Genomic DNA, 16062 nt, shown 5'->3' on the forward strand with positions numbered 1-16062 from the left:
AGGGTAACCACATGCAGCCCGGCACGCGCGACGAGGAATGGCGCGAGGATTGCGCGCCGCGCCGCGTGCTGGAACTGTTCGCCACCAAATGGACGAGCATGGTGCTCCACACGCTCCACGTCCGCCACGGTGGTGCGGCGCGCACCGGCGTGCTCCAGCGCAGCCTGCCCGGTATCTCCAAAAAGATGCTGACCCAGACGGTGCGCGACATGGAGGAAAGCGGTCTGCTCAGCCGGCATGTGCAAAGCGTGATGCCCCCGATGGTCGAATATCGTCTGACGCGGCTCGGCCGACGCTTCGTCGAGCCGATCGAGCTGCTCTATGCCTGGGGGCGCGACAATGCTGACGCGCTTGACCAGTTACGACCACGCGTCAGCTCGCGACGAGAGTGATGCTGATCTGCATCGGCGATCACGCCCGGTGACTTGGCGCGCGTGCCGCGCTACCGACGGGATGTGACGGCGATCCGCCATCTTCTCGCGCAACGCCGATGCGTCCTGCTGCTGTGCGCGGCGGCATTGTTGCTGAAATTGTTGGTGCCGGCCGGCTATATGATCGCGGCCGGGCAGGGACGGCTGGTGCTGGTCGCCTGCTCTGGGTTCGGTCCGGTCGCGACGATGCCGGCGATGAACGCGGCGATGCCGCGGCACGAGCGCCCCTCCGAGCACGGCCGCGCCGACCTGCCATGTGCGTTCGCGGGGCTGTCGGCGGCGACGCTGGGTGCAGCCGGTCCGTTGCTGCTCGCGGCGCTGATCGCCTTCGTGATCGCGACCGGCTTTGCGCCCGCCGTAATCCCTCCGCTTCGTCGCGCGCCATATCTTCGTCCCCCGTTGCGCGGACCACCCGCCACCTTCTGACCCGCCATCACGTGCCGTCGTCGACGGTATGCATCCGCTGTTCGCCCGGTACGCCCTGCCGGGCAGGTCGAAGGTTACCCTGAATGACGAGACATACCCTTTGGGCGGGATCCGTCCTGTGCTGCCTTTTGCTTGCCGTTCCCGCCACCGCACAGGATCGCGCCGACCCGACGGTGGTGGTCACCGGCCAGCGTGATCCCCTGCGCCTCAGGGAACGCCCGCAGGCGGCGAGCCGGCTGGGGCTGACGAGCCTGGAAACGCCGGCGAGCATCGAGATTCTGACTCAGGAAGATCTCCAGCGCCGTGGGTTGCGGACTATGCGCGAGACGTTCAACGACGTGGTCGGCGCGATCGCGGGCAACGTCCCCGGCAATCCGGCGGTCATCAGCCTGCGCGGCTTCTCCGGCAACACCGTCGCGATCCTGCAGGACGGCGTGCGTGTGTCGGCGTCGACTGTCGTACAGCGCGATACCAACAACTGGCATTACGACCACGTCGAGGTGCTGAAAGGCCCGGCCTCGGTGCTGTACGGTGAAGGAGCGTTGGCAGGTGTCGTCAACAAGGTGACGCGCAAGCCCGTGCTCGGCGAGCGGCGCGCCGACCTGCTGCTATCGGGCGGTAGCTTCGACACGCTCTTCGCGGCGGCGGGTGTGAACCTGCCGGTCGATGCGACGATCGCGATCCGCGCCGATGCAAGTTATCAGCGATCCGACAGCCTATATGATGTCGATCGCAACGCCACATTTTCGGGCGGGCTGACCACCAGCCTGTTGTGGCGCCCGGACGATCGCGTTTCGTTGCTGGTGGCGATCGACCATTTCGAGGATCGCTACGCCTCCAGCTATCAGGGATTGCCGCTGATCCCGGCCGCTTACGCCGAACGGCCGAGCGATGCGGTCCGCTCGACCGCCGGGCTGGTCGCCGATCGCGCGCTGCGACGGCGCAACTACAATCCGCTCGGCGCTTATTCGGGTGCTGACGACACGACGATTCGCTCGCGGCTCGACTGGGCGGCAGGTACCGGTTGGACCGTCGCAGTCGACCTGACCGCCTATACCGCCGACCGCGCCTTCCTGCTCGCCGACAGCCAGACCTTCGTCGCGCCCGGCGCCGCTTTTCCGCACGGCGGTTTCCGGCAGAGCTTCCAGGATTTTCGCCACGACCACCGCTTCTGGAACGCACGCGGCGTCATCGGTAACGACCGCAACGTCGCCGGGCTGCGCAACCGCTTCAGCCTTGGCCTGGAGCACAACGCTACCTACTTCATCAGCCTGCGCCGGCAGGCGCCCGCGGCGGTCCTGCCGACGCTGGATGTCCGCAACCCCGCGGTGGTGGCGGTGCCGGACGGGACGGGCGTCTTCACCAGCCTCAATGTCACGTTCGACTCCCGGCTGCGGCAGACGTCGTTGTTCGCGGAGGATGCGCTGAACATCACGCCGCGCTGGCTGCTGGTCGGTGGTGTCCGCTGGGACCATATCGCCCTTGATCGTGCGACGATCCAGAACGTCGGCGGAGCGATCGACCGGAACCAACCGGGCTTCGATCCGGTCTCCTGGCGCACTGGCACGACCCTGGAGGCAACGCGCGGCGTCACGCTATACGCGCAATATACCACCGCAGTGTCGCCGGTATCGTCGGTGCTGCTCGCCTCGATCGCCAACAGCCGCTTCCGGCTCACGAGCGGTCGTTCGTATGAGGCAGGGATCAAGGCCAGCGGCTGGAGCGACCGGGCCACGCTGACGGCCGCCGTCTTTCGCATCACGCAGCGCGACATCCTGACGCGTGATCCCGCTAATCCGACGTTGGCGGTGCAGGGCGGACGGCAATCATCGCAAGGTGTCGAGGCCAGCGTCGCGGTGGTGCCCCTCACGGCACTGCGATTGTCGGGCGGTGCTTCGTGGACCGATGCGCGTTATGACCGGCTGGTCGAGCTGATCGGCGGCGTGGCGGTCGACCGGACGGGCAAGCGGCCGATCAATGTGCCCGCGACGACCGTCAACGCGTCGGCGCTCTATAGTATCGGGCGGGCGGTGACGGTCGGCGGGTTCCTGCGGCATGCGGGGGCATTCTACACCAATACCGCAAACACGATCCGGGTGGCGGGCCACACGGTACTGGACGCGAGCGTATCGGCCCCGGTCGCGTCAGGGCTGACGCTTACCGCGCGCGTACGCAACCTGACCGACGCCTTTTACGGCGAATACTCCGGCTATCCCGCGACAAACGTCTATATCGGGGCGCCGCGCTCGTTCGACATCGCGTTATCCGCGCGGCTCTGATCCGTTTCGGGGAACCGCCGGGGGTTCTTTTACTATCCCCGGCGGTCGCCGCCCGCCGTCGTGGGCGCGGTCAGGCGCGCTCGAGCCATGCCGACAGGGGGAGCGCGTCACTGGCGGCGGTTTCGGCGCACATGCTGTGCCGCATCAGCTCAAGCGCCCATTGCTGATGCTCGCGCTGCTCGCTGGCGACCGTGTCCTCCGGCACCCACAGGTCATAGTCGCGCATATGCGCGTCGGCGGCGGTGAACAGCACGCAGATGTCGGCGGCGATGCCGGTCAGGATCAGCCGGCTAACCCCCAGTTGCGGAAGCAGCACCGGCAGGTTGGTCGCGTAAAAGCCGGAAAATTGCGGCTTCACGACAAAATAATCGCCGTCACGCGGGTGCAGCAGGTCGATCAACGGCTTGCCGCGGCTCGCTGCCGCGCGGCAATGGTCGACGATCGCACCGCGCTCGGACAACCAATCCCCGAAATTGTCGTTGACGTAGATCACTGGCACCTGTGCCGCGTCCGCGGCGTCGCGCACGTCACTGATACGCTTCGCCGCGGCGATCGCAGCGGGCGCGAGGTCTTCGCCACCATCGAACGCCAGATCGTTGATCATGTCGATGATGAGCAGCGCGGAGGCGCCCGGCGAGGGGGTCTGTGCATCGGCCATGGGGCCTCCTTCTCCTGGGGCCCTGTCATGCGCAGTCGCCACGCCGCTGTCGTTGATCCACATGAACGCTGCGACGGCGGCTCAGTAGATGTCGCGGCGGTAGCGCCCCTCCGACAACAGCTGTTCGAGCAGCTCCTCACCGAGGATGGTGGCGAGCGCAGCATGGACCCCAGGCGCCATGCCGGTGACGCTGCCGCACACATAGATCGCCGCGCCATCCGCCACGGCAGCCGCGATCCGCTCGCCGGCCAGCGCGACCGCATCCTGCACGTACCGCGAACCGTCGGCGTGGCGTGACCACGCGGACCACGTCTCCGTCAGCACGCCACACGCCGTCAACGCCGCGCGGACCTCGGCATAAAGGTCGTCGTGCGCGGCATGGCGCTCCCCGAAGAACAGCCATGCCGCCGCCCCGCCGTCGGCCGCGCGCTGCCGCAGGTGGGCGAGTAGCCCGGCTAGCCCCGTGCCGTTGCCGATCAGGATCAGCGGCGTCGCCGGATCGGCGGGCGCGTGGAAGGCCGGGTTGTTCCGGATCCGCGCCTGCACCACGCCATCGAGCGGCGCGCCGTCGATCAGCCACCCGGAGCCGAGCCCGGCGAACCCGTCCGCCGCCGCGCAGGCTCGGACAATCAGCTCGACCCGACCGTCCGCGGCGATCGACGCAATCGAATAGTCACGGTGCGGCAACGGCTTCAGCGTGGCCGGCTCAAAGCCGTCGTCGATGCTTGCCGGGAGCAGGCGGGTCATCAGCGTCGCACGCAGCGCAGGGGTAGCGACGAGATCGTGCGCGCGCAGGAACGCATCGACGCGTGCCGGATCTTGCTGCGGCAGCACTTCGAGGATGTCGCCAGCTTTCCATGTCGCCGGCCCGCCGACCGGCGTCAGCGCGATATGCCACGCCGCCCCGCCGACGCTGTCGGGATTGAGCAGCCGCCGCTCGATCAATCGCCATTCCGTCATCGGCGCTGGCGCCCAGTCGGGCTGGTCGGTCCGCGCGCCGATACCCGCCAGTTGCTGCTGCCATTGCCGTAGCGCGTCCGCATCCTCGCCGTCCGCTTCGATCAGGTCGAACGATCGCGCCGCGCCGGCCGTGTGCAACCACTGATCGATACGATGCCCGAAGGCGCAGAAGTCGCGATATTCCCGATCGCCGAGGGCCAGCACCGCATAGGAGAGATGCGAAAGTTCGCCGCCGCTATGCATCATCATGCGGGCGAACCTGCGAGCGGCGTCCGGCGGCTCGCCTTCGCCATAAGTGCTCGCGACGACGAACAGCTGCTTCGCGCTGGCCAGGGCTGTCGCATCGAGCGCAGCGACCGGCAGCGCAACCGCGCCCGGCAATGCCTGCGCGGTCAGGCGCGCGATCCGCTCCGCCGCGCCCGTCTGGCTCGCAAAGGCAACCAGCGTCGTCGCGTTACCCTGCGACGTCGAGGGAGGTGTCGGCGACACGACCGCTGCCAGCGCGCGCTTGCGACGGCGGCGTGCGAAGTACAGCAGGAAGCCGGTGATCGTGAACAGCGGCATTGTCAGGCTCGACAGCATGATCGCGATTCGCCCCGCGAGCCCGAAATAGGCTCCGCGGTGGATCTCGAGGACGCTCGCAACGATATCTGCCCCCGTCGATCGGTCGGCGTAGCGTGTGTCGGAAACGACCCGTCCGGTCTGGCTGTCGATCGTCAGTTCGTCGGATACCCGGTCGTGGCGAGCACCGGGCAAGGTGCCGCGGAATTGCACTTCCGGCCCGTTGCGGCCGGTGGCGGTGATCGTGTCGTAGCGCCGCCCCGCGGTAGCGCGCGCGAAAACCTCCCAGGCGCGGGGCAGGTCGGCGTCCGGTCCCGTGCCGGGGCGCGGGCGTGGGTCGTGCGGTCGCTCCACTGCCAGCAGCTGCTGCACGCCGCGGCGATACCAATCATAGGACCACCACAGCCCCGTCCCCGCGCTGACGAGATAGAAGACCAGCACCCAGCCGCCAACCACTGCATGAAGTGCACGGTACAGGTTGCGGCCGGTCATGCGCAGATCGAGCACCAGCCAGTTGCGCCAGTCGAGCGGGCGCCGTGGCCAGCGCAGGTAAAGCCCTGACAGCGCGAAGTAGATCAGTGACAGCGCGGCGAGGCCGGTGATCTGCCGGCCGAGGCCATTGCCGCCGCCGGGTAGCGCCAGCCAGCGGTGCAGGTCCTCATCGACGCGGTAGAAGCCTTCGCCGCGCGGCTCGCCGAGCAGTGTACCGGTCGCCGGGTCGATGAAGCTGCGAAGACGGGCCTTTGATCCCTTGACCGCAAAGGTCACCGCCGCGGCGCGGTGCGGGTCGCGCTCCAGCACCAGTCGCGTGATCGTCGCGTCGGGGCGCTGGGCACCGAAGCGCGCGATCAATGCGGTTGCGGGCAGGGGAGCGGTCGGCGCGGGCGTGACGATGACAACGCCGGGGTTGAGCGCGGCGAGGACTTCCGCCTCGAAGCTCATCAACGCGCCGGTCACTCCCATCACCGCCAGCACCACGCCCGCGGTGATCCCCAGAAACCAGTGAATTTGAAACAGAACCGAACGCGTCATCAACCCAGCACTTCCCCGCTAGTGCGAGTAAGTCGCGTTAACGGCAGGTCAGCGCCGGGTCAATGATCGTGGCGTTGCCACATGACGCCATCCCCGATCCGTCCGGGATGACGCGATCCGATCATGGTCGCGCCATTCCGCGCGTGCGATAGCGATCGAACCATGCGATGATTGCCGCCGCTTTCGCCGCCGATTGCGAGGGCCGCGACGTGAATCCGCCGTGACTGGCGCCGGGCACCTTCACCAGCGCGGTCGGCACGCCCCGGATCTGGAGCGCGGCATAATATTGCTCGGACTCGCTCACCGGCGTGCGATAGTCCTCGCTCCCGACGACGACCAGCGTGGGGGTCTTGACGTTGCCGACGAGACTGAGCGGTGAGCGGTTCCAGTAGCTCATCGGATCCTCCCAGGGCAACTTGCTGAACCAGTAGCGCGAGGTGAACAGCATCGCGTCCATGGTCAGGGCTTCGCTGGTCCAGTTGATGACCGGTTTCTGGGTCGCCGCCGCCTTGAAGCGATCGGTCTTGCCGACGATCCAGGCGGTCAGCACGCCGCCGCCCGATCCGCCGGTGACGAACAGATTGTCGGGGTCGGCGGTGCCGTCTGCAATCGCGGCGTCGACTGCGGCGATCAAGTCGTCATAGTCAGCGGAGGGATAATTCTTGTCGATGAGGTTCGCGAACTCCGCACCATAGGACGTGGAGCCGCGCGGATTGGTCCACAATACGGCATAGCCCGCCGCAGCGTAGAGCTGGACGTCGGAGGCGAAGCTGGGGCCATAGGCGCTGTTCGGCCCGCCGTGAATTTCCAGGATCAGCGGCACCCGCGCTCCCGGCGCGCGGCCGGCGGGGGTCGCGAGCCAGGCGTCGATCGCGCGACCGTCGGGGGCGGTGACCGCGATCTTGCGGACACTCGCCAGCGTCTTCGCGGATGTCAGCACGTCGTTGAGCTGCGTCAGCCGCCGCGGCTTGCCGCCGCTCCACACCCAGACGTCGGCAGGAGCGCTCGCGTCGCCGCCGGTATAGGCGATCGTCCCGCCCTTCGAGACCGAGAAGTCGCCGCCGGTATAGGGCCGGTCGATCCCGCCGCCCTCGACGTTGTCGATCAACGGCTGAACGCGCCCGTCGAGCCCGATCCGGGCGATCCGCCGCTGCCCGCGATCGTCGTAGCTGGCGTAGAGGCTCCGCCCGTCCGCCGCCCAGCTCGCCTCCTCGATCGCGCGGTCGAGCGGCGCGGTCAGGGAGCGCGGCGCGCCGGCATTGCGATCGCCGACGTAGAGCTGGGTGTTCTCATAGCTGCGCCGCTTGTCGTCGAAGCCGAGCCACGCGATCCGCGTGCCGTCGGGCGACACGCGCGGCTGTCCATCCGGCCCGTCGCGCGTCGTCAGCGTCCGCAGCGCGGCGGTGTTCACGTCGACCGCCATCACGTCGGAATTCAGGATCTGCCGCTCGGCATCCGGTCCGCGGATCGCCGCGAACACGATCTCGCGGCCATCGGGCGTCCACGACAGCGGCCCGCCGTCGTCGAACGCGCCGAACGTCAGCTGCCGCGCCGCCCCGCCTTCGGCTGCGACCACGAACAGATGGTCGCGCCCCGGCTTCACGTAACCGCCGCCATCGTTGCGATAGTTGATCCGGTCGATGACGGTCAGCGGCTCGGCCCATTTCGCGCCCTCCGGCCTCGCCGGTGCCTTGCCGAGTGTGGTCGGCTCGCCCGCGACCGTCGCGATATAGGCGAGCCGGGTGCCGTCCGGCGACCAGGCGAGCGCCTGCGGGTCGCCGGGAAAGCCCGTGACGCGCGCGCTCGCGCTGGTGGCGAGCCAGCGGACGAACAGCTGCGATCCGTTGCCGTCGCCCGCCACATACGCGACGCGCGTCCCGTCGGGCGACCAGCGCGGGCTCGATCCCTGCGTCGCGAACGGCGATTGCCGCCCGCTGGCGACATCGATCAGCCACAATGACGACTGCATCCGGTCGGTCATGATGTCGGCGCTGCGCCGGACGTAGACGATCGTGCGACCGTCCGGGCTGATCTGCGGATCGGCGGCGATCGACAGGCCGAACAGATCCTCACCGGTGAAGCGTCGGTTCGGCGCGTCGACGGGGGCGGCATTGGGCTGTTGCTGCGCGACAGCCGGGCTGGCGGCGAGCAGGGCGAGGGCGGGAATGAGGGTGGGGGTCAGGCGCAAGGAGGCGTTCCTTCAGAGATCAGCTGGCGGTGGCGGGAAGCGTCACGACGGTGCCGCGATGCATGACGAACGCGACATGCTCGAGCCGCGTGACGTCGTCGAGCGGCGAGCCACGCACCGCGATGATGTCGGCGGTCTTGCCCGGCGCGATCGTGCCGATGTCGTCGCGCCCCAGCAGGTCGGCGGCGCCGGTGGTCGCGGCGGCGATCGCCTGTGCCGCGGTGAGGCCGTTCTTGACGAGCACCGCGAACTCGGTGGCATTGTCGCCATGCTTGGAGACGCCGGTGTCGGTGCCGAACGCCACCTTGACGCCGGCGGCATAGGCGCGGCGGTGGCTGGCCGCCATCGCCGCCGCCGCCTGCTCGGCCTTGGCGATCGTCGCGGGTGGCAACGCGCCGCCGCGCGCCTGCGCCAGCGCCGCGACCGGCGCGATTTCGGTCGGGACCAGATACGCGCCCTTGGCCTTGAACAGTCGGATCGTATCGCCGTCGAGGAACGTGCCGTGCTCGATCGAGTCGACGCCGGCCTCCAGCGCGGCCTTCGTCCCCTCGGCGGCGTGGCTGTGCGCGGCGACCTTGCGGCCGAGCGCATGCGCGGTGTCGATGATCGCGCGCATCTCTTCCGGGGTCATCGCGCGCCCCAGCCCGCCGCTGACGTTCGACAGCACCCCGCCGGTCGCGGCGAACTTGATGACCTTCGCGCCCATCCCGACCTGCGCGCGCACCGCGCGGCGGCAGTCGTCGGGGCCGTCGCACAGGTTGATCTCATGTGCGTGAACCGCCTCGGCGAACTCTTCGGCAAGCCCGTTCCCGGCATCGCCGTGCCCGCCGGTCACCGAGATCATCTCGCCGGCATTGGTGATGCTCGGACCCTCGACCGTCCCGGCGTCGATCGCATCGCGCAGCGCACGGATGCCGCGCGGATCGCCGCCGAGGTCGCGCACCGACGTGAACCCTGCCGCCAGCGTCGCGCGCGCGTTGGCGACCGCGGTCATCTCGTCGTCGAAGCTGTCGCGCGTCAGCGCCTCCAGCCGCGCGCGCATCGGATCGCCGCCGATGCCCCACAGATGGACGTGCATGTCGACCATGCCCGGCATCACGAACGCATCGCGCAGGTCGACGAGCTTCGCCCCTTGCTCGGGCGCGACGAAGCCATCGCGCAGCTCCGCCACCTTGCCGTCGCGCACGACGATCGTGGTGCGCCCGCGCGGCGCCTGTCCTGGCCGGTCGAGCAATGCACCGGCCTGAATGTAGGTCACCGTGCCCGGCGCCGGGGCTTGAGCGAGCGCCGGCATTGCCGTCGTCATCGCAAGAGCCGCGAGTAAAGCCTTGAACATCCCTGAACCCCCCTTTTGCCGCATCGTTGCCGAGCCGGCGACCGAAGGCAAGCGGGCGTGTGCTCAGCCAGGCTGGTCGATATAGCGGGAGACGTTGTCGGCCAGCACGTTCAGCGGCACGTTGCCGCCGTCGACCACCGCCTGATCGAAGTCACGCAGGTCGTAGCGCGTGCCGAGCGCCGTCCGTGCCCGCGCGCGCTGCGCGACGATCTCGGCGCGCCCGACCTCATAGCCGCACGCCTGACCCGGCCATGCGCAGTACCGATCGACCTCGCTTTCGGCGTTGCTGCGCGGCAGCCCGGTCGCGGCGACGAACTCGGCCAGCGCCTTGTCGCGCGACCAGCCGAGCGCATGGATGCCGGTATCGACGATCAGCCGCACCGCGCGCCACGCCAGTCCCATCAGATAGCCGAGCCGTCCGGCCGGATCGCGCTCATACATGCCCAGCTCGTCGGCCAGTTGCTCGGCATAGAGCGCCCAGCCTTCCGAATAGGCGTTGAAGGCGAGGATCGAGCGGATCAGCGGCAGGCGCTGCGCATATTCGCCCTGCCAGACATGGCCGGGAATGCCCTCGTGATAGACGAGGTCGGGGATCGTCACGCGATTGTGGATCGAGGGATCGCCGAGGTTGATCCACACCTTGCCCGGCTCGCGCCCGTCGATCGTGCCGGGCCCGCCATACGCCGCGGGCGCCCCCGGTTCCTGCGCGAGCGGCATCCGCCGGATCTCAAGGTTGCCACGCGCCAGCCGACGGAACGCCTGTGGCAGCTTGGGACGGATCGCGCCGATGCGGCCCTGCATATAGGCGACGATCTGGCGTCGCCCTTCGTCGCCATCCGGAAAGCCGATGCCGGGGCGCTGCTGATAGGCGATCGTGCGCTCGGCGACGCTGCCTTGCGTCAGCCCTTCCTTGCGCAGGATCACGTCCATCTGCGCCTGAAGGTCGGCCAGCCGCGCACGCCCCATCGCGTGGAGGTCCGCTGCGCTCCGCCGCGTCGTGGTGCCCGCGCGCAGGCCCCAGGCGTACCATTGTTCGCCGTGCGGGCGCGCGTTCATCCCCGGCGCGGCGGTCGCCACCGCCCGCTGCGCACGGATCTCCGCCAGTTGCCGCTCCAGCGCCGGTACGATCGTGCTGCGCACGATCCCCGCGGCGCGCGCCGTCCAGTCGCCCGCAACCGCCTTGCCCTTGCGCGCCAGCGGGCCGATCAGCGGCCCGTCCGCGTTCGCTGCCTCGGCAAGCGTCCGCGTCATCCCCGCGATCGTCTTGTCGAGCAGGAACGACGGCGGCACGACCCCCATCGCGCGTGTCTGTCGAATCCGCTGCGTCTCACCGTCAAGCTGCGTCGGCATCGCCGCAAGCCGCGCGAGATAGGCTTCGGCATCGGCCTTGTCGCGCACCGGCTGGTCGCCGTCGAGCATCTGCGGCACGTCCAGCCATGCGCCGACGTTCTGCACGACACCATAGGGCGTGTTGCGCCAGTCACCGATCGTCGCCACGCCGTAAGGCAGCGCCATGCCGTCGAGCGCGGTCCGGAACGCGCTCTCGACCACCGCGAGGCTGGTCGCGGTCGAGGGGTCGAGCCCGGCGCGCGGCACCTTCGCCAGCTCGGCCAGCGCGCCGCTCAGGAAACGTTGCCGCGCCGCGACGCCGGTCGGGGAGCGATCTTCCAGCCGCCGCCGCAAGCCCGCATGCGCGCCTTCGTCGACGCCCAGCGTCGTCGCGCGTTCGGGCTGAAGTTCGAGCACCTGCCATGCGACCCGATCAAGGAACGCTTGCGCGTTCTCGCCGGACGGCGCCGCCCCGGCGGCGGTGGCAGCAGTAACGGCGGTCAGGCCGAGCAAGGTGTCGCGACGCGAGACGAGATGGTTCATCCGCCTGTGATGACCGGCACAGGCGGGAAGGTCAAACGACGGTGGGCGGGGAGGTGCCCCGCCCACACCCGCCTCATGCCGCCGGACAGGTCGCCCCGGCCGGATCGGTCGCGAGCCGCACGTCCGACACCGACAGCGCGAACGGCGCAGTGGCGTCGATCGTCATCGGGGTCGATACCTCCTCGACCGTCGCGCCGCGCTCGCGGAAGCATTTCAGCGGCACGCGCAGTACCTGCCACCCGCTCTTGCCGAGCAGCGGGGCGATGTCGACGCGCCCGCCACCCAGCGCCAGCCCGACCGGACCCGTCGCCGGCGTATCGACGCGATAGGTGATCTGCAGGTTCAGGTCGGCGTTGGTTTCGCGGAGCAGCGACAGCTCTGGACCGGCGATCTTCGCTGAGCCCTTGCCCTTCCACGTCAGCCGGGTTGCACCCTCCTGCGCGGTCGCGCTGTCGACCGCGGCGCGCGTGACCGCCGGATCGAGGTCGAGGCGGAACGGGGCAGGGACGCGCCCGCGCGCAAAGAACAGGCTGGTGTTGGCGAGGCTCGCATCGACGCCAGCGACTTCGCTGAGCGCGGGGACCTTGCCCGGCCTGGCGTAGCTGAGCCCATAGCCGAACGGGAACAGCGGGTCATAGCCGGGCGCGCCGCGGTTGAGGGTGAACTGCCCCGCGGTCTTCGGCCAGCTGAACGACAAGGTGCCGGTGAAGTCGCGCTTGCCGCCGATCAGCACGTCCGCGACGCCTTCGCCTTCCGAGCCGGGGAACCACGATGCGACGAATGCATCCGACTGGTTCAGCTCCGGGTTAACCCACAAGGGCCGGCCGGACAGGAACACCGACACCGTCGGGATGCCTGCCGCCTTCAATTGCTTGAGCAGCGCCAGCGCTTGCTTGTCGCCGGCCTCGAACTCCAGCGTGCGGACGTCGCCGCGCATTTCGGCATAGGGCTGTTCGCCGAACACGATGATCGCGACATCGGGCCTGGTCGTGAACCGACCATCGGCCGACAGCGTCGCGCTGCCGCCGCCCGCTTTGGCCACCGCGGCGATCCCGGCGAAGATCGACGTCGCGCCCGGGAAGTCGGCATTGGTGTTGCCGTCACCCTGCCATGACAGCGTCCAGCCGCCCGACTGCCGCCCGATATCGTCGGCCGCATCCCCCGCGACGAGGATGTTGGCGCTGGCCTTGATCGGCAGCACGCCGTTGTTCTTGAGCAGCACGAGGCTTTTGGCCACCGCCTCGCGCGCGATGGCGCGGTGCGCCGCCGACCCGAGTTGCTGCGGCTGCGTCTCATAGGGGCGGGCAGGGTCGAACAGCCCCAGCTTCATCTTGACGCGCAGGATACGGCGCACCGCATCGTCGATCCGCGCCATCGGGATCTTGCCCGCGCGCGCCGCGGCCAGCGTCGTGTCGAACAGTCCCTTCCAGCTATCCGGCGCCATCGCCATGTCGAGCCCGGCATTGAAGGTCGCCGGGCAGTCGGTGTTGGTGCAGCCGGGGATCTGCCCGTGGCCGTTCCAGTCGCCGACCACGAACCCCTCGAACCCCATTCGGCCCTTGAGCACGTCGGTCAACAGCGAGCGGTTGCCGTGCATCTTCTGCCCGTTCCAGCTCGAGAAGCTCGACATCACCGTCATCGCGCCGGCCTTGATCGCGGGCGGGTAGCCGGCGGCATGGATGCGGATCAGCGTGGCTTCGTCGACCTGCGTGTCGCCCTGATCGACGCCGTCCTTGGTGCCACCGTCACCGAGGAAGTGCTTGACGCTTGCAGCGACATGGCCGTGCTGGATGCCGCGATCGCCGCCCACGCCCTGCAATCCCTCGACCATCGCGCCCGAATAGGAGCCTACCACCGCGGGATCCTCCGAATAGCCCTCGTAGCTACGCCCCCAGCGGTCATCCTGCGGCACCGCCACGGTCGGCCCGAATGCCCAGTCGATCCCGGCTGCCGCCGTCTCTGCTGCGGTCGCCGCGCCGATCTGACGGATCAGTGCAGGGTCGCGCATTGCGCCAAGCGCAATATTGTGCGGGAAGATCGTTGCGCCGACGACATTGTTGTTGCCGTGCACCGCATCGACCCCGAACATCAGCGGGATCGCGACGTGCCCGGCGCGCTGTTCCATCGCCACCGCGTTGAACGCGCGCGACGTTTCCACCCACGGCGCGGCGGGCGAGCGGTCGGGGCTGCCGATCGGCGGCGAGCTGCCGCCGGCGAGGATCGAGCCGAGCGGATATTTGCGCAAATCCTCGGGCTTGATCGCCCCGATATCGGCCTGGATCATCTGGCCGATCTTTTCCTCCAGCGACAGCCGGGCGAGCAGGGCGGTGACCTTCGCCTCGGTCGCGGGATCGACCAGCCCGGTGCTCTTCGCGACCGGCCAGCGGTCTGGATGCGCGACCTGCGCTACGGCCCCGCCCGCCGCGACCGTCATCAACGCCACCGCCAGATAGCTCACGCCCCGCATCGTCATCCCCGCCCGTCCTGGTTCTCGATTGTGTCCGAACAATGCTGATAGCGCTATCCCGCTAGCGACGCCACAGGACGAAAGTCTTGGACGATGCCACCGCCGGTCACCGGCCGCGGGCGTGGCGATCCAGCGGTCCACGACCGCCTCGTTCCGGTCGTGGAGGCGGCTGAATTGTGCCACGCCGTCACGACGTCATCTCACCACCAGGTTGCGTAGAGCGCGATCAGGATCAGGACGATGCCGAGGCATGCGACGTTGAAGCCGGTGGTGGTACGGAAGTCGACGTCCTGCACGGTAACGCGATTGGCATTCGCGCGCGACGGTACCAGCAACGACAGCACCACTGCCAGCGCGAGGCTCAGCAGAAAAACCAGGCTCATGCGGTTGAGGAACGGCAGGTCGGGCAGCGCCGCACGCAGTACGTAGGACAACACCACCGATGCCACCGCCGCGCCGATCGCGCCCGCCTCGTTCGCGCGCTTCCAGAACAGGCCCAGCAGGAAGATCACCGTGATCCCCGGCGTGAAGAAGCCGGAGAACTCCTGGATGAACTGGAACGCCTGATCCGATTGCCCGATCAGCGGACGCGCGGTCAGCATCGCGATCACGATCGACACGCAGGCAGCGATCCGCCCGACCAGCACCAATCGGCGCTCCTGCGCCGGATCGGCGCGCCCGTTTTCGGCAACCGTCTTCCGGCCGAATTGCTTGGCGTAGAGGTCCAGGGTGAAGATTGTCGCGATCGCGTTGATCTTCGAGGCGGTCGACGCGATGATCGCCGCGATCAACGCCGCGAACACCAGCCCCAGCAGGCCGGGCGGCAGCAGCCGCAGCATCGCGGGATAGGCTTCGTCAGGCTTGGCGAGGTCCGGCGCCAGCACCACCGCGGCGATACCCGGCAGCACGATCACCAGCGGCATGAGCAGCTTCAGGAACGCGGCGAAGACGATGCCCTTCTGTGCTTCGGGCAGGCTCTTCGCGGCCAGGGCGCGCTGGATGATGTACTGGTTGAAACCCCAATAGCTCAGGTTGGCGATCCACATGCCACCGATGAGCACCGCAAGTCCCGGGAGCTCCTTATAATGCGGATTGTCCGGCGACAGGATCATGTCGAAATGATCCGGGACGCGCCGCGTCAGCTCCCCGAAACCTCCGATGATGCCGGCATCGCCGCCGATGGCCCGCAGCGTCAGCGCGGACACCAGCAATCCGCCGAACACCAGCAGCGTCACCTGCACGATATCGGTCAACGCCACCGCCTTGAGACCGCCACGCAGTTGGTACAGAACCGCAAAAGCACCCAACCCGACCAGCGCCAGATCCTGGTTGATCCCGGCGACCTGCGTCACCGCGATCGAGCCAAGCCAGATGATCGAGGTCAGATTGACGAAGATATACAGCGCCAGCCAGAACACCGCCATGATCGTCCGGATCGAGGTACCATACCGCTGCTCGAGAAACTGCGGCATGGTATAGATGCGGTTGTGCAGGAAGATCGGCAGAAAGAACTTCCCGACAATCAACAACGTAGCGCCGGCCATCCATTCGTAGGAGGCGATAGCCAGCCCGATTGCATAGCCCGATCCGGCCATGCCCACGATCTGCTCGGCGGAGATGTTGGCAGCGATAAGCGAGGCGCCGACCGCCCACCACGGCAACGACTTGGACGCCAGGAAATAATCGGACGTGTCCTTGGTCTCGCCGGCCTTGTCCCGGCTAACCCACTGCGCCAGCGCGAAGATGCCGATCGCATATCCAATAACCACGACCAGATCGATCGTTTGCAACGTCATTCATTTCCCTCCCGCAATCGGCGGCAGCGCGCGACCCCGGATCCTAGTGTAGCGTA

10 protein-coding genes are annotated in these 16062 nt (G+C 68.4%); 3 read left to right on the forward strand and 7 right to left on the reverse strand.

Annotated elements, in window-relative coordinates:
- Nucleotides 1-11: 11 nt before the first annotated feature.
- The 3 genes from BACI71_RS07620 to BACI71_RS07630 all read left to right on the forward strand — a co-directional run bounded on the left by BACI71_RS07620 (nucleotide 12) and on the right by BACI71_RS07630 (nucleotide 3136).
- Nucleotides 12-392, forward strand: coding sequence for a winged helix-turn-helix transcriptional regulator (locus BACI71_RS07620; protein WP_159757132.1), 381 nt, complete (start codon nucleotides 12-14; stop codon nucleotides 390-392).
- A gap of 63 nt (nucleotides 393-455) precedes the next feature.
- The gene (locus BACI71_RS07625) at nucleotides 456-857 is read left to right on the forward strand and encodes a hypothetical protein (protein ID WP_236552891.1); all 402 of its coding nucleotides are present in this window, start codon (nucleotides 456-458) and stop codon (nucleotides 855-857) included.
- Between the two features lie 83 nt (nucleotides 858-940).
- On the forward strand, nucleotides 941-3136 hold the full coding sequence (locus BACI71_RS07630) for a TonB-dependent receptor (RefSeq protein WP_236552892.1): 2196 nt from the start codon (nucleotides 941-943) through the stop codon (nucleotides 3134-3136).
- Between the two features lie 70 nt (nucleotides 3137-3206).
- Here BACI71_RS07630 and BACI71_RS07635 read toward each other — a convergent pair whose 3' ends face one another.
- The 7 genes from BACI71_RS07635 to BACI71_RS07665 form a co-directional block, all read right to left on the reverse strand.
- Nucleotides 3207-3794 (reverse strand): isochorismatase family cysteine hydrolase, encoded by a 588-nt coding sequence (locus BACI71_RS07635; protein WP_159757135.1) that lies wholly within the window; start codon nucleotides 3792-3794, stop codon nucleotides 3207-3209.
- An 81-nt stretch (nucleotides 3795-3875) separates the two neighbouring features.
- Complete coding sequence (locus BACI71_RS07640; protein ID WP_159757138.1) at nucleotides 3876-6347, reverse strand: sulfite reductase flavoprotein subunit alpha; 2472 nt, start codon at nucleotides 6345-6347, stop codon at nucleotides 3876-3878.
- 121 nt (nucleotides 6348-6468) lie between these two features.
- Entirely contained in the window at nucleotides 6469-8535 is a 2067-nt protein-coding gene (locus tag BACI71_RS07645; RefSeq protein ID WP_159757141.1) for an alpha/beta hydrolase family protein, read from the reverse strand.
- Nucleotides 8536-8554: 19 nt separating this feature from the next.
- On the reverse strand, nucleotides 8555-9841 hold the full coding sequence (locus tag BACI71_RS07650; RefSeq protein ID WP_236552893.1) for a metal-dependent hydrolase family protein: 1287 nt from the start codon (nucleotides 9839-9841) through the stop codon (nucleotides 8555-8557).
- A gap of 93 nt (nucleotides 9842-9934) precedes the next feature.
- A complete protein-coding gene (locus BACI71_RS07655; RefSeq protein ID WP_159757149.1) occupies nucleotides 9935-11743 on the reverse strand; it encodes a DUF885 domain-containing protein in 1809 nt (602 codons plus the stop codon).
- A gap of 73 nt (nucleotides 11744-11816) precedes the next feature.
- Complete coding sequence (locus BACI71_RS07660; protein WP_159757152.1) at nucleotides 11817-14216, reverse strand: glycoside hydrolase family 3 protein; 2400 nt, start codon at nucleotides 14214-14216, stop codon at nucleotides 11817-11819.
- Between the two features lie 194 nt (nucleotides 14217-14410).
- Nucleotides 14411-16006 carry a sodium:solute symporter family transporter gene (locus tag BACI71_RS07665; RefSeq protein ID WP_159757155.1) on the reverse strand — a complete coding sequence of 532 codons (1596 nt, stop codon included), beginning with the start codon at nucleotides 16004-16006 and terminating at the stop codon, nucleotides 14411-14413.
- Nucleotides 16007-16062 lie beyond the last annotated feature (56 nt).

It is taken from the genome of Sphingomonas sp. 8AM (assembly GCF_902506455.1).
Classification (GTDB): Bacteria; Pseudomonadota; Alphaproteobacteria; order Sphingomonadales; family Sphingomonadaceae; genus Sphingomonas.